The sequence below is a fragment of the Bacillus sp. FSL R5-0585 genome (assembly GCF_038004545.1).
Classification (GTDB): Bacteria; Bacillota; Bacilli; order Bacillales; family Bacillaceae_G; genus Bacillus_A; species Bacillus_A cereus.
The window spans coordinates 1,875,539-1,890,242 of sequence record NZ_JBBORJ010000001.1 but is presented as its reverse complement, the minus strand read 5'-3'; the positions used below and the strand labels follow the sequence as shown (position 1 = coordinate 1,890,242).

The following is a 14,704-nucleotide window of genomic DNA, read 5'->3' as shown; positions in this document are numbered from 1 at the left end:
GGGATACATGATGATAGGTGATGAACAAATTGATGCCTGAGGGCTTTACAATATCAAATCATACGCCCAGTTTTCAGAAATCTATTGGCTTTTCTTCTGGTTTCGAAAGACACAATTCAAATCTGTTGAAGAGTTAAAGAAATTTGTAGCTAGTATTTCCTTTTGGGAGGTACCATTACCTGCTTTAGGAGTTACTCCACCATTACATTGGATTTTATCGGATAAATGGGGTGAATCTATTGTATTAGAATCGACAAGGAGTAGTGACTAATAGTCCTGAGTTTAATTGGCATTTACAAAATTCAAGACAATATATAGGTCTTAAATCGCAGCCATGCGAGGGGGATATACCATTAAGTACTTTTGGACAAGGTTCAGGTTCAATGGGACTTAATGGAGATTTCACCCCACCATCAAGGTTTATACGAGCAGCGTATGGTAAATAAAATATTCAGGGTATAGATAACGAAGAAGAGGGTATATCGGTCATTTTTCGTATTTTGTAAAATTGTGAGGTTCCAAAAGGAGGAGTAATAACGGAAGAAGATACATTAGATAATACTATTTATACAAGCGCAACGTGCATGGAGTCTGGTACATATTATTATCATATCTATGATTGTAGATAAATTATTGCCCTTCGATATTAGTAACAGGATAGCTGCTTAACGATAAAAATGAATTTGCCAATTTTCTTGCAAAATGTAACGGATGCTCTACCAATTGGATATGAATATACATAATTAAGGGATTCATGTATAACCAGTGATTATGTAAAGCACTGACAATAATTCCTTGTTGTACAATTGATTTCATAAATGCAGGGATCTCTTCTTGTAGAACCGCGATTTCTCCTAAATTTAATGCATTGCCATTTTGATCCAACGATTCAAAACTTACTCCGACGGGAACTACATAGGCACTTGGTTTTCCTTGAACCAGGACCTTAAAATTGCGGTGAAAAGACACCGAACAACCACCTTGATTTATTTTACTCTTTCCTTTAAGAATTGCAGCAAATTGATCAGAAATGAAATTTAAATTAGACATAAGTTCAATTCCTTTCCCGTGCTAAATTTATCCATTTAGAAATTTAATTTAAAAAATGTAGTTCCTTCTTTTAAAGAAAAGAACTACTTATAAACAACTTTTCTCTAAAATAAACAGGCTGATATGTGTAATTTGTACCCTGTTTATTTTAGAGGAAATATAAATGTTATTTCCCAACAAACATAACTTAATGAATCCTTTCTATATATCATTATAAAAAATTCATAAAGTAGGCAATTGTACATCTTTATTTTATGTAGGTTAGATAAATATGTGTCTTAATAAGTCTGTGCTTTCTTTATGAAATTCTTATTGGTAATTAATACAACAATAAATTTAATATATTTTAATGATTGTATAGGGTAAAACTTAAGTTGTTTTTTCATTTTCTCTTTTACAATTGCTTGTGGTCCTTTGTTAAAATTGTAGTAATATATTGAACTGTATATAAAGATAGATATTTTAAATTTTTCATCCTAAAATAACTTACTATATCTAGCTAAAAATGTTGTTTTTTCAATGAAGAAGTAAATTTTGGGTGTATGGTTTTATTGGTTATATTAAGTGTTTTGTTAATGTTAAACATAACTCTTATTGCACATACATTTTTTTAAATCGAAAAGAAGAATTTATTCGTCTGTCAAATTCTATGTTAACTGGTAAAACAGACTAATTTTAGATGAAAGATTCTATAATAAATCTGGAGAAACAAAAATAATTGAAAACATTTGAGCATGGAGATAAAAAACGCTTAACGAAGGATATTTCAAAAGAGATGGAGCAAAGGATTCAAAAATCAATAAAGCTTGTTCAAAAAAATATAAGGTGGATGCATTAGCATTAGGAGAAGTATATAAGCGGAATAATTATAAAGAATGAAAGAAAATAAGTAAGAATTGGGATCAAGGTGAAAATTATTTTAGTAATGCTGACATTAATGTTTATGTTCATCCAGTAATTGAACATTCAGGCTCAGCTTTACCGAAGAGAGTGAAATAAGGTGATTTAAGTCGTTAGCGGATTACAAATACGCTAAACGATATTAATGCTGGTTCTGCATTTTCAATCAGTGCAGACTTATGTACTTTAAACGTGATTAATAAATTATATTTGGCTTATTATGATCCTTTGGTTAGCACTAGTTAGAGTTATAGTAAAAATATTAAGTAGAAACGACTTATTTTTAATAATAAGAGGAAATATGTTACTGAAAAGTAAGGAGACAAATTATTACTTTTCTAAAGGGTAATTAGGTTCGTACAATGATGCATTAAAGTGATTCATAAGGGATTCTGAATGCTAAGAGAGTGAGAATGCATTACAAAAGAAAGGTGCATAGGCGCCTTTCTTTTTTGAAGGGATTTTTTGTTACGAGTTAGTACAAAATTGGGTTCAGGGGGTACTATAAAATTTTAGCTTGATGGCGATGGGGTAGCATCCACCGTCTATCAACATCACTACACCTATATTTAATACTGCGTTACGTGCCTTTAATCAAGTGAAAAACAAGACCCATTTTGTAAAAACTGAAACCAACGTTTTCTAAACTGAACTTGAGCCATATCTGCATGAACATGGGCCTCCATTTTTAAAGCTTCTGGTATAGGTCTAGGATGTTGACTTTCTACAATAATTTGATCCTCTTTTAGTACTCTTAAACTAAATTTAGCTAAAATTTGGTCTAGTAAAGGGAAGTACTTTAAAAATGTCCTTCCGGTATATCCCATAATTAATGTCTCTTCTTCATCAATTGGTGTAAACGTAATATACTGAATAAATGACTCATTCTCCTGTTTGCCACTGTGAAGCATCCACTGATGTGGGAATTTGTATTCAAGGTAAGCATCACCATTTGAGAATATAAACTGATCCAGTGTTCCCTCCAGCTTATAATTGGTTGATTCGGCTTTTGTTTTTCTACCAATCGTTTTTTTATGTACATAAGCAAGATGAGCAATATCCAGCACAGATTCGATTGATCGAGTAAGGTGTGCATTCCAAGTGGCGTGGAAGAAAGAGAGTTTAAAAGGAGTGTTCTCCATTACATGAAAAGTTTGCCATTCAGGTGGATTTTCCTCACTATCAGGGTATATCCAAATCAACCCAATCTTTTCTTTTACAGGGTATGAGAAGGTATGAGCAAATTTCGGGATAGGTTTATTGGGTTGGGATGGAATTCTTACACAAGTACCACAACTATCGAACTCCCAACCATGGTAGGGACAGACTAGTTTACCATTTACTACTTGTCCCAGTGATAAGTCAGCGCCACGATGAGGGCAGTAAGGTGATAGAGCCTGAACTTCGCCTTTTTCATCCCGATATAATACAAAATCTTTGCCAGCAACTCTTTTTTTTACTGGAATCTTTTTTATATCTTTTACATAACTCACAGCATACCAATTACGTGGGAATACTCTATTTATATTTAGAGTCATTTATTTTCTCCTTCTTTTTATTCACCTAGTAGATATTAGTGGTGTCTACTGTATACTGTCTATTCTATGCTATAAAATATTTTAAATGTTCGTTTAAAATTAATAAATCTACAGTTTGATCAAATCATTATGAAAGCCTGTATAATCTCTCTAAATGTAACAAAAATGACTATAGTACAATAGATTTTAAAAAGGAGAAAGTCTTATTTTATTGAAAATTGAGATATTAAGCAATATTCCTATTGCTATTAAATTCACCATTAAAGAACTTCCACCAAAACTTACAAATGGAAATGGAGTACCTGTAAGAGGAAATAGTCCCGTAATACCACCTAAATTTACAACTGATTGCATACCAATCATACATCCTATACCAATTGCTATAAAACTGCCGAATGGATCTACACATAATTGTGCAATTTTTAAGGAGCGAAGTACTATAGTCAAAACTCCAACCAATAGAATAAATACACCAATAAATCCTAGTTCTTCAGAAACTATTGCCATTATAAAATCAGTGTGTGGTTCTGGAAGATAACCTGTTTTTTGTATGCTATTTCCAAATCCACGACCAGTGATTCCTCCAGAGCCCATGGCAATAAAAGAGTTTACAAGCTGGTATCCATTTCCTTGCGCATCAAGAAAGGGATTGAAAATCGTAGTAATACGTGTCTTTTGAACTTCTGATAAACTATATTGAATCAAATAATATAAAATAGGTAACCATAAAATAGAACCGATGGTAGTTCTTTTGATTAGTAGATTTATATTTATTCCTGAACAAAGAAATATGCTAAAACCTATACCTAATATTAAAAGTGCAGATCCTAAATTTGGTTGTTTAAAGATAAGAAAAAAAATTGTAGCTAAAAAAAATAAAAGTTTTCCGATACCACTCCAGTTATTTTTAGCTTGTTCTTGTCGCAATGCAAAAAAACGGGCTGTTACAAGGATTGTTCCTAACTTAAGAAATTCAGCTGGCTGTATTCCAAAGATCCATGATTGAGCATTATTTACCACTTTTCCTTTCCATAAAACCATAATTAATAAAAAAATCCCCCCAACCATAATACAGATTGAGACTATTCGTTTTTTCCATATTTCATATGGGAGTAAAGCACAAATTATTAATCCTATTGTTCCTAAAAGTAGCTTTGTTAATTGAGAATCAACAAAATGTCTACTGTTATAACCGTAATGTTGAACAGCGACAATGGAGCTTGCACTATACATCATGATAATACCTAAAGTACATGTTATGAATAGAGGAAGGAGCAATAGATAATCGAGTTTTAATATTTTTTTCATTTTAATATCCTCCTGATTTAAAACAAAACATAATATTACATTTGCTAATGAATAGAATCTTGTTCTCGTTAATTACTAAATATGACTTTTGTTTAGGAAGATTCTATCGCTTATTCCCTGTTCTTTACGCAAAAAATCCCCCTAGTATGTAACTAGAGGGATTCAAAATGGCATGACTAAATAAGGCTTTTTTCCCTCTAGTAGAGCTTTGGCACTATACAACGTAAAGTAATGAAAATTCATTACTTAGCTATCTTAAGAAGAGCCTTAATCCGACAATTCCTGTTCTACCCATTGGCGTCTTTCGACATTTTTGGGCAATAGCCTGTGTTTGCATAGGAGCCTCACCTAACAGGTTAAGCAATATAAATTTTATGTGTTTGTTTCGTGTAGCAAGCATAAATATATTTTTTTTGCTTGTCAAGCAACCATATTGCTAATTTTATTTGTTTTCTTGCTTTATAGTCCTTTGAGAAATGATATGAAAAAATGTCTGTAATCATTCTGTATAAGTACATATTTTTGACTTGTAGTGTATCGTTTGATTAAGTAGTTTAACCATATAAATTTGATAAACAGTAAAGAAGATTTTAATCATAAAAGAAGATTTTTTTGTGAATGTTCTTTTGATATACAGAATGACTAATTATTCATCTTTTGTTATAAAGTTGGAATTTGATTAAAAACAATAAGTTTCATATGTTTTATTACGTTTCTTCGAATTAAATCTATTTGAATTCTATGTTTTTTAAGGGGAATTTTAAATTTATAATAAAATATAATTTCATTTTCTATAAAAGATTTTTTTATAAATGGAATTGAAAGTCAGTTGACAAATATTAAATTCTGGTTTAAATTTTGAAGTAATTCAATAAACTTTGTTAGGTGAGGCTCCTGTATAGAGAAACGCTGCTGCCCAAAAATGTCGAGAGACGCCAATGGGTCAACAGGAACGGTCGGATTAAGGCCCTTCTTAATGTAGCTGGTTATAAAAACCTATGCTATACAGTGCTAAAACTCAACGAGGGAGTGGTATACGATTTGATAGAAAGGCACCTCTGTGATTTCGGCAGAGCTGTCTTAATAATCATTTATTTGTATTGTGAAAAAACCTTTACTCCTTTTTGAGTAAAGGTTTTTCTGTTTAATGTTATTTATTTTTATCTTGTCTATATTCAAAAAGGAGGTAATTCTAACTAATGAATTGATTGCAATGTAACTATTATTGCTCTAATAAAAAATTTAAGACAGATAAAATAAAACAAAACCACTCATGAAACTCTAGAGTCTCCCTTAGCAATATGAGGAGGAGTTAACATGAAGAAATTATTAAAGGAATTACTTATAACCAAAAATAACTTGGATGCAGAGAAAGTTTTACGTCTTCCGTCGTATGATATTGCGCAAGAAGTAAAACAGTTTTCAATTGAAGATCAAGTCATATTACTAAATACGATTCCTGTATTAAAAAGCTCTAAAGTTCTTCAATATATGAGTGCAGAAGAAAAATATAATATCTTAATTCACTTATCTGAAAATAAAGCTAAAAAGTTACTGAATTTACAACCGATTGATGAATTAGTAGATTTACTTCTAGCGGTTCATCCGGAAGAACAGGCTAAATTAATGGCGTATCTAGATAAAATTACAAAACATAACGTAAAAAAATTAATGACTTTCAAACCTGAAACGGCAGGAAGTCTTGTTACAAGTGATTTTGTTGCAGTTAGAGGAAATTGGTCAGTAAAAATGACATTGAAGTACATTAGGGAACATTCTGAAAATGTAGAATCAATATCTTATAGTTATGTTCTTGATAGTCATGGTTATCTTGAGGGAATCGTTTCCATACATGAGTTATTACTAGCAGCAGATGAAGAGATATTATCTACTATCATGATGCCAGAGGTAATTTCAGTACACGCTGAAGTTGACCAGCAAGAAGTTGTAAAAAAGCTACTGAATTATAATTTAGCAGCAATACCTGTCACAACAGCAAATAATAAAATGATTGGTATTATAACATTTGATGACGTAATGAATGTTATGGAAGCAGAAGCTACAGAAGATATTCAAAAGTTAGGCGGAAGTGAACCATTGAATCAATCTTACTTTGAAGCTAGTATTTGGAGCATTTTCCTAAAACGTCTACCATGGTTATTACTTCTTTTTGTTGCTGAGGCATATACAGGTACAGTATTAAAGTATTTTGAAGACGAAATTGAAACTGTAGTTGCCCTTGCTTTCTTTGTTCCATTATTAGTAGGTACTGGAGGGAATACAGGAACACAGGTTGTAGCAACAATTACTCGTGCAATTGGTATTGGAGAGTTAAAATTTAAAGACATTTTCCGTGTAATGAAAAAAGAATTTGCAATTGGTATGCTTCTTGGACTTGCACTTGGGATAGCTGGCCTCACTCGTGCTTATATGTTAGGAGTTGGAACAGAAGTTGCGCAAGTTGTAGCAATTACTTTATTATTTATTGTTATTTGGGCCTCTCTTGTAGCAGCTGCTTTACCTTTAATTCTAAGAAAATTAAAACTAGATCCTGCAGTTGTTTCAGGTCCATTTATTACAACATTTGTTGACGGAACAGGATTAGTAATTTACTTCATGGTTGCAAAAACGTTATTAAATTTATAAATATACACTGAAAAAACGAAATCCGGAATAAGTATGTTGCCTTAATTGCTAAAACATAGTGGGGAATTCAGGCATGGGGAAATCAAACACTTTTGTCTTTAGATAAATAATATTTTAATGGATTTATTGAATGTAATGAATGCTGGAGGATAAAACTATGAAACATCTAAGAAAAATCTTCAAACGAATTTTGCTTCTATTTTCTATTTTAATGATTATTGGCGTAGGAATACTATTTGGTACTAGCTATGGCCGAGAGCTTCGTATAACAATCGCTGGGAGTATATTAACTTCTCAGCATCCACAATATGCGAAATATACATTCCTATCCCAAAAGGAACTAGATAAATTGCAAGATAGAATTAATCATCCGAAATGGTCAAATAGTGATGAGCATATTTATAAAAAAATAGCAGGAAAAAGATTAGAAGAATTTAAAAATCAGCCATTAGAAATTGATGTAGAAACGATTAAAAGTAATAAAGATAGTCGCTTTCTTTTCGAAGGAAAGTTAGTCACAATTAGTAATCCTTTCAATGTTAAACTTGTTAGCCATCAAGGAACACAGGGTGCTAACAGGGGAGAAAAAATTAGTGTAATGGCAAAGCGTAATCATGCACTTGTTGCTGTGAATGCAAGTGGATTTGCTGACGAAACAGGAAGGGGTGGAGGAAATGTTGCTACTGGAATTGTGATAGAAAATGGGAAAGCTATTGATACAAATATGGATAGAAATGCCCCTACAATTATTACGGGATTAACAAAGTTTGGTCAAATGATAACAGGAAATTATTCTACCCAACAACTGTTGGATAAACAAGTCGTTTCCGCAGCTGGATTTATGCCACAGTTAATTGTAAATGGAGAAAAAATGATTACAGAAGGAGACGGCGGTTGGGGGTCGGCTCCAAGAAGTATTATGGCCCAAAAAGAAGATGGTACAATTATGTTTCTAGTTATTGACGGTAGACAGACACATAGTATAGGAGCTACGTTGAAAGAGTGTCAAGATATTCTATATGAAAAAGGAGCTATAAATGCAATGGCAATGGATGGAGGTTCTTCTGCTACGCTATATTTAGGAGGAAAGGTTATAAATTCACCGTCTACATTATCCCATGAAGATCGTTATTTACCGAACGCTTGGGTGGTAACAGCAAACCAAAAACAAAAAATAAAGATGACAATTGATGGGAGAAAAATAGATACCAAAACATCAGATGAATTTGATGCGAACATTTCAACGAATTTATGAATTATTAAAAATAGAACAAATACAGGATTTTTATCCCGTTAGTCGGAAAATTAAAATTGTTTTTAAAAATTAGAAATTCTTATTTCATATTCATGATTTGCACAATATCAAATGAGAGTGATGAGGATTCCAAATTTACGGAATTCTTATCACTCTTTTTTAGTTTTTTGTAAATATGGAACAATATCATTACTTTCACTGTCTATTAAGCGTTAGAACATTTTTTATTAAATAAATTAAGAAAGGAATCATCATTTTTAACTAAGGGAGAAGATTGAATTGAAAAAATTATGGATGCTGCTTTTCGTTTGTTTTGCGGTTATGTTGGTAGGATGTAATAAAAACGAACCGCCAAAACAAGCATTTGAAGAATATATCAATTTATGGAATGATAGAAAATTTACAAATATGTATGATCATTTATCAGATCATGCAAAAAAATCAATTTCTAAAAAAGAATTCACAGAAAAATATCAAAAAATCTATGAGGGGATTGGAGCTAATAATTTAAAAGTTAAAATGAAAGGAGAGAATACGAAAGATAAAGAGCTTTTTCTTTTTGAAGTTAAGATGGATACGGATGTAGGATCAGTTTCATTCATCCATGAAGCAAAACTTGTGAAAGATAAAGAGTCTTGGAAAATAGATTGGACACCAGACTTCATTTTTCCAGGAATGAAAAAAGATTACAAAGTACGTATGCAAATAGAGCAAGGAAAACGCGGAGAAATATATGATCGAAATGGAAAAGGGCTTGCAACGAATGGTAAAGCGACTGAGGTTGGAATTATTCCAGAGAAACTAGGCGAAACAGCAGCGCAAACGAAAGAAATAGTAGCACAATTACTTGATATGTCTATAGAAGAGGTCGAACAAAAGCTCACAGCAAAATGGATAAAACCAGACTCCTTTGTACCAATGGGCATTTTAAAAGAGGGAACCAGACAGAATGATTATATTGAATTAGAAGGAGTTTCATCTCACCCAGTAAATATTCGTACGTATCCATTAGGTGAAGCAGCGGCACACTTAACTGGATACATAGGAAAGGTGAATGCGGAGGAGTTAAAATCACTTCAAAAACAAGGTTATCAAGCAGATGATTTAGTAGGTAAGACCGGTTTAGAGAAAGTGTTAGAAAATAAATTGCGTGGTGAAAAGGGTGGACGCGTATTTATAGAAGATGAGAAGGGGAAAGAGATTAAAAACGTAGCAAAAAAAGAAGCAAAAGAAGGAGAAAATGTTACGTTAACAATTGATGCTGCAATTCAAGAAAAAATCTTTAATGAGATGAAAACTGAAGCAGGGTCTAGTGCAGCGGTCAATCCTAAAACAGGTGAAACAATCGCACTTGTAAGTAGCCCTGCTTATAATCCAAATATAATAGTTAGAGGAGCATCGAAAGCCCAACGAGAAGCATGGAGTAACGACTCGAAACTACCAATGACGAATCGCTTTACACAAGCATTTGTACCAGGTTCCGTATTTAAAACGATCACAGGTGCAATTGGTTTGGAAACAAACACAATAAATCCGAAGGAAGAATTTAAAATTCAAGGATTGAAGTGGACAAAAGATTCGTCTTGGGGAAATTACTATGTAACGCGTGTAAAGGATGCAAGTCCAATTGATTTTGATAAGGCAATGAAGTACTCTGATAATATTTATTTTGCTCAACAAGCTTTGAAAATGGGAAAAGATCAGTATGTAAATGAATTTAAAAAGTACGGATTTCATGAAAAATTACCAATCGAATACGAACTTCCTATTTCAATCATTGCAAAAGATGGGATAAAAAACGATATTCAACTAGCAGACACGGGCTATGGACAAGGACAAGTATTAATGACACCACTTCATTTAGCATTAACATATGCACCGATTGTGAATGAAGGGAATATTCCGTCGCCACATCTTTTAAAAGAAGCAAAAGTAGCAGGGAATTGGAAAGAAAATGTGGTTTCTAAAAAGAATCAAGAGATATTAAAGAGCGCATTAATTAAAGTCATTAATGACCCTGATGGCGCAGGGAGAATTGCACAGGTTGATGGTGTGACGCTTGCTGGTAAAACTGGTACAGCAGAACTGAAAGAGTCGAAAGAAGCAGACGGAAAAGAACTGGGATGGTTCGCAGCTTTCGATGCAAATGCGCCAGACATGATTGTTACAATGATGATTGAAGATGTAAAAGGAAGAGGAGGAAGTAACGTTCCAGGTGAAAAAATAAAACATGTATTTCAGAAATAATACTTAATTATAAGGTGAATTTTTCACTAAATTTATTACATGTTTGCTTAACTCAAAGATATAGATTGGGGGAAATATAGAACAATTAAATTTCAAAAAAGCATTCTTTCTAATCGAGAATGCTTTTTTGCTGTCATTTTAGAAAAGTTGACATTGTTAATGGTAAATAGAAGGGAATAGCAAATTGAAATGGACAAGTAGAGTGTTACGTTAAATTCAAAAAATAGATTATTGTGAGTGGATTTTTATCATTGTATGCTTTACTTGTTTTTTAGTAGTATTATTCTGCCTGAAAAAAGATAAACAATGGAACAAATGAAACTTGTATTTTGTCTATATATTGAAACCATAATAAAAAAGTGAGGGCAGTTTTATGTTTATTCAAATAAGTTTGAGGTGTGGAAATGGAACAGACGTTTATTGAAAAGTGTAATCATGATGAGCTGGACTATGTTATAAAAGACTATTGGCAAGATGTATGGAATTATTCATTTATTATTACGAAAGATCCACACTTATCAGATGATATCACGCAAGATGTATTTATAAAGGTGTTTAAAAATTGGAATTCATTTCGAAAGGAGTCATCTATTAAAACGTGGATTTTAAAAATCACAAGAAATACGGCAATAAACTATTTGAAATCCTCCTATTTTAAAAGGATATCTTTAATAGGATTTTTTAGTGACGATAAGCAATCCTTGTCAGCAGAACAAGAATTTTTTAAGCAAGAAGAAATGAATGATGTGTGGAAGGTGGTATTAGAACTACCTAAAAAGCACCGTGAAATAATTATATTGGATGCAAAATATGAATTATCTTATGAAGAAATGGCTGAAACATTAGGAGTATCCATTGGAACTGTAAAATCGAGATTAAGTAGAGCGAGAAGTAAGGTTTCAAAATTAATAGGGGAGGGTAGTAGTGATGAACAATAAACAAAATCCTGACTGGTATAGAAAAATAAAAAAAGGCCCAATGGAGAATCGTAAAGATGAAGAAGAATTTATTTCTAAAATAAAGCAGTCTATATATGAAAATAATGAAGTGGATTTTGAAAAACATAAAAGACCATTTCGTAAAAAAGCATTACCTATTGTAGTTGTTTTGGTTTGTACAATGTTATTTTTCATTGTTCAACAACCTTGGCTTGATGATAATAAATCACCGGTACAAAGTAGTACTCAAATTAAGCCTAAAACAAAAGATGAGTCTGCTCAAGATCCATCATTAAAACAATTTATGAATGAACTATATCAAAGTACGAACTCAAAAAATGAAAATAACTTGTACAAAGCGTTAAATGATGAAGTTCTATTTAAAGGAAAGAGTTATAGGAAGGATGAACTGAAGTTTGATGAAGATATCTTTCATGAGTTGCAAGTCGCCCTTACAATGGGAGGAGAGTTTGCAAAAGATACAAAGCAAGTATATAAAGTACCAAGTGGATTGACAGAAAGTAACCAACCAAACCAAGCGCATTTTATATATGCAACTGTTACTGGAAATAAAACGAAAATTTTAGCTGAACCAAAGCGAGAATCACAAGTTTTATATGAAGTATCTAATGAAATGGTAAAAGCTTGGATTCCAGAAAAAGTACAGAATAATGGATATATAAAAATATCTACAATTAACGGTAATACTGGATATGTACAGAAAGAGTATGTTTTAACTGATATTAAATATTCATTTATGTTCGAAAAGAATAATGAAGGTATATGGAAAATAATAAATATAGATTCTATATGGTAAAAGAGGAAGGTTCATTAAAGTGAACCTTCCTCTTTATTTTTATTTTCGCTTTGAAGAGTATTCCAGTACTCTAAAATTTCTGATGTAACGAGAGCGGCAATGTTTTTTTCTGAATTACTACCAGGGATAACGACAGAAACGGCAATTTGTGGATCTTCCGTAGGAGCATATGCAATGAAAAGAGAGTGATTTATCATTCTTGCTTGCTCATTTGGAAAACCTGTAATACCTGTTTTACCTGCGACGTCAAAGGGCAACTTTTTAATTTCCTCTATATTTTGACTCATCCCACCTTGCACGACACTCCAAAAGTTCATCGGGTAACGATTTGAACTTTCTAAAATGGGTTTAAACTTTTTGGTTTCCTTACCATCTTGACCAATAATCGCACTTACGATTTGAGGTTTATATTTGTCGCCTTTACTTGCCAAAGTTGCTGCATATTGAGCGAGTTGAAGAGGAGTATGCACTTCATTTCCTCCCCAAGAGGCATTTAATAAAGCTGAAATCCCATTTTCAAATTTATTAGATGGATGGAATTCATATTGTCCGTCTTCTTCAAAGGGTAAATCAATCCCAGTTTTAGAACGTAGGCCGAATTGCATTAAATAATCTGTCCATATATGTGCCACTTTTTCTATATTTCCATTATTTTGGTTGAATAAGGGCAGAGCTACTTTTGCTGTCATAAATGTGTTAGATGAATTAATGATAGCCTGCCTCGGTGTAATCTCCCCTGTTGGTGTTCCAGGCGCATTCGTAATGTTATTTTGATTATCATACTGAAAAGTACCTTTATCTAAATAAGTATCTTCGGGTTGAAAGAGTTTTTCGTTTAATCCAATTAAAATAGTAAGTGGTTTTATAGTAGAAGCCATATTTACATAAGATTCACCATACTTTAATTTTTGAATCGCTTTATTTTGCGAAAGAGATTTAATATTTTCTTTTCTAGAAGATACATGTGTATTTAATATATTTGGATCAAAAACTGCCGAGTTGACCATAGTTAAAATTGCGCCAGTTTTTGCATCGCTCACTACAGCATAACCAGCTTTAGCATCAGGTGTTTTCTTAATTTGCGATCTTAATGCTTCTTCTGCCTTTTGCTGCAACTCAGAGTCTAAAGCTAGCCGTATATCTTTTCCTTTTTGTACTTTTTGAATGTTCCATAAGAACTTTTTATTATTCAATTTAAAAATAAGAGTTTTGCCTGGTTTTCCTTTTAAATCATTTTCATATTGCAGCTCAATCCCGCTTTTTCCAACAGCCATATGCTTGGACTTAAGGTCATTTTCTACATACCCAATTACTTGTGAACCAATTTCGTGTTTAGGGTAATATCGAATCCATTCATCTTTAATTATTACATTATTGGGTTTGTTTTTGTTTATGAATGCAAGTTCATTCTCATTTATATCAGAGTATAACGGTATATCATTCATAGTCTTCTTTTTACAAGATTGTTGTAATTGAGATTTTATGTTCTCTGTAGAAATATCATGTTGAAACTCGCTTGAAAATTGGTTAAAAAAAGCTAATGTGTTTGATGTATCTTGTTTCGATAGCTTTTCATCATTAGAAGTGCAATATAGAGACTTAACTTTCTTATTTGTAGCTAGCATTACACCATTTTTATCAAAAATCTTTCCTCTTTCAGCTGAAGAAGTTGCGATAGTAATTGAAAAGAAGTTGATTTTTAATAAAATTAGTAAAATCAAACCTACAATAGAAAGAACCGCAAAAAATCTCCATCTTCTTGTATGTAACATATAACCCTCCCTTATGTAGCCTATTTCATCTTATATTTAATTATTTTTTTTGTAAATGTGGAACAACTTTATTGTTTAGGTTGTCTATTAAGTATTACAGCATGAAGAAAGGAATAATTAGCATGAAAATTTACTAGCAAGTTTATATGTAAGTTTAATAAGAGTTATTATACAGTTTAGCACTTCTAATGCAAGTGGCAAAAAAAATAGAGAGAAAACAAGAAGGGAGAGTT

9 protein-coding genes, 3 pseudogenes and 2 riboswitches are annotated in these 14,704 nt (G+C 32.2%); of the genes and pseudogenes, 8 read left to right on the top strand and 4 right to left on the bottom strand.

All coding sequences use genetic code 11. The features are described 5' to 3' along the window. Positions 1 to 109: 109 nt before the first annotated feature. Positions 110 to 626 (top strand): annotated as a pseudogene (locus tag MKY38_RS09755) (linear amide C-N hydrolase); the annotation flags it as partial. A 4-nt stretch (positions 627 to 630) separates the two neighbouring features. Here the strand turns inward: MKY38_RS09755 and MKY38_RS09750 are convergent. Further along, a complete protein-coding gene (locus MKY38_RS09750) occupies positions 631 to 1,050 on the bottom strand; it encodes a DUF1259 domain-containing protein (RefSeq protein ID WP_341048838.1) in 420 nt (139 codons plus the stop codon). Between the two features lie 739 nt (positions 1,051 to 1,789). Between MKY38_RS09750 and MKY38_RS09745 the strand changes: the two are divergent. Both MKY38_RS09745 and MKY38_RS09740 read left to right on the top strand, forming a co-directional pair. Next, positions 1,790 to 2,049 (top strand): annotated as a pseudogene (locus MKY38_RS09745) (Ger(x)C family spore germination C-terminal domain-containing protein); the annotation flags it as partial. Between the two features lie 181 nt (positions 2,050 to 2,230). Then, a pseudogene (locus tag MKY38_RS09740) lies at positions 2,231 to 2,299 on the top strand (HXXEE domain-containing protein); the annotation flags it as partial. 241 nt (positions 2,300 to 2,540) lie between these two features. Here the strand turns inward: MKY38_RS09740 and MKY38_RS09735 are convergent. Then, positions 2,541 to 3,488 (bottom strand): aromatic ring-hydroxylating oxygenase subunit alpha, encoded by a 948-nt coding sequence (locus tag MKY38_RS09735; protein WP_000174200.1) that lies wholly within the window; start codon positions 3,486 to 3,488, stop codon positions 2,541 to 2,543. Positions 3,489 to 3,674: 186 nt separating this feature from the next. Continuing rightward, on the bottom strand, positions 3,675 to 4,796 hold the full coding sequence (locus MKY38_RS09730) for an FtsW/RodA/SpoVE family cell cycle protein (protein ID WP_000722116.1): 1,122 nt from the start codon (positions 4,794 to 4,796) through the stop codon (positions 3,675 to 3,677). A 186-nt stretch (positions 4,797 to 4,982) separates the two neighbouring features. Then, positions 4,983 to 5,159: riboswitch (M-box (ykoK) riboswitch) on the bottom strand. A gap of 507 nt (positions 5,160 to 5,666) precedes the next feature. Then, positions 5,667 to 5,832: riboswitch (M-box (ykoK) riboswitch) on the top strand. A gap of 281 nt (positions 5,833 to 6,113) precedes the next feature. Between MKY38_RS09730 and mgtE the strand changes: the two genes are divergently transcribed. The 5 genes from mgtE (at position 6,114) to MKY38_RS09705 (ending at position 12,699) form a co-directional block, all read left to right on the top strand. Further along, positions 6,114 to 7,442 carry a magnesium transporter gene (gene mgtE, locus MKY38_RS09725; RefSeq protein ID WP_065223733.1) on the top strand — a complete coding sequence of 443 codons (1,329 nt, stop codon included), beginning with the start codon at positions 6,114 to 6,116 and terminating at the stop codon, positions 7,440 to 7,442. 157 nt (positions 7,443 to 7,599) lie between these two features. Further along, positions 7,600 to 8,697 carry a phosphodiester glycosidase family protein gene (locus MKY38_RS09720; RefSeq protein WP_065223734.1) on the top strand — a complete coding sequence of 366 codons (1,098 nt, stop codon included), beginning with the start codon at positions 7,600 to 7,602 and terminating at the stop codon, positions 8,695 to 8,697. Positions 8,698 to 8,976: 279 nt separating this feature from the next. Then, positions 8,977 to 10,944, top strand: coding sequence for a penicillin-binding transpeptidase domain-containing protein (locus MKY38_RS09715; protein WP_114556079.1), 1,968 nt, complete (start codon positions 8,977 to 8,979; stop codon positions 10,942 to 10,944). Positions 10,945 to 11,348: 404 nt separating this feature from the next. Further along, positions 11,349 to 11,882: an RNA polymerase sigma factor gene (locus MKY38_RS09710; protein WP_000438327.1), complete on the top strand. Its 534-nt coding sequence runs from the start codon at positions 11,349 to 11,351 to the stop codon at positions 11,880 to 11,882. After that, a complete protein-coding gene (locus MKY38_RS09705; RefSeq protein WP_001060751.1) occupies positions 11,872 to 12,699 on the top strand; it encodes an SH3 domain-containing protein in 828 nt (275 codons plus the stop codon). The genes MKY38_RS09710 and MKY38_RS09705 overlap by 11 nt, the downstream gene beginning before the upstream one ends. A gap of 14 nt (positions 12,700 to 12,713) precedes the next feature. On the opposite strand, the gene MKY38_RS09700 is transcribed toward MKY38_RS09705, so the two are convergent. Beyond that, positions 12,714 to 14,471 (bottom strand): peptidoglycan D,D-transpeptidase FtsI family protein, encoded by a 1,758-nt coding sequence (locus MKY38_RS09700; RefSeq protein WP_070180141.1) that lies wholly within the window; start codon positions 14,469 to 14,471, stop codon positions 12,714 to 12,716. Positions 14,472 to 14,704: the final 233 nt, after the last annotated feature.

Excerpts from the sequence above, each read along its gene's own strand:
- MKY38_RS09750 (WP_341048838.1), bottom strand. The coding sequence starts at position 1,050 with ATGTCTAATTTAAATTTCATTTCTGATCAATTTGCTGCAATTCTTAAA.
- MKY38_RS09735 (WP_000174200.1), bottom strand. The coding sequence starts at position 3,488 with ATGACTCTAAATATAAATAGAGTATTCCCACGTAATTGGTATGCTGTG.
- MKY38_RS09710 (WP_000438327.1), top strand. The coding sequence starts at position 11,349 with ATGGAACAGACGTTTATTGAAAAGTGTAATCATGATGAGCTGGACTAT.
- MKY38_RS09730 (WP_000722116.1), bottom strand. The coding sequence starts at position 4,796 with ATGAAAAAAATATTAAAACTCGATTATCTATTGCTCCTTCCTCTATTC.
- MKY38_RS09705 (WP_001060751.1), top strand. The coding sequence starts at position 11,872 with ATGAACAATAAACAAAATCCTGACTGGTATAGAAAAATAAAAAAAGGC.
- MKY38_RS09700 (WP_070180141.1), bottom strand. The coding sequence starts at position 14,471 with ATGTTACATACAAGAAGATGGAGATTTTTTGCGGTTCTTTCTATTGTA.
- MKY38_RS09720 (WP_065223734.1), top strand. The coding sequence starts at position 7,600 with ATGAAACATCTAAGAAAAATCTTCAAACGAATTTTGCTTCTATTTTCT.
- mgtE (WP_065223733.1), top strand. The coding sequence starts at position 6,114 with ATGAAGAAATTATTAAAGGAATTACTTATAACCAAAAATAACTTGGAT.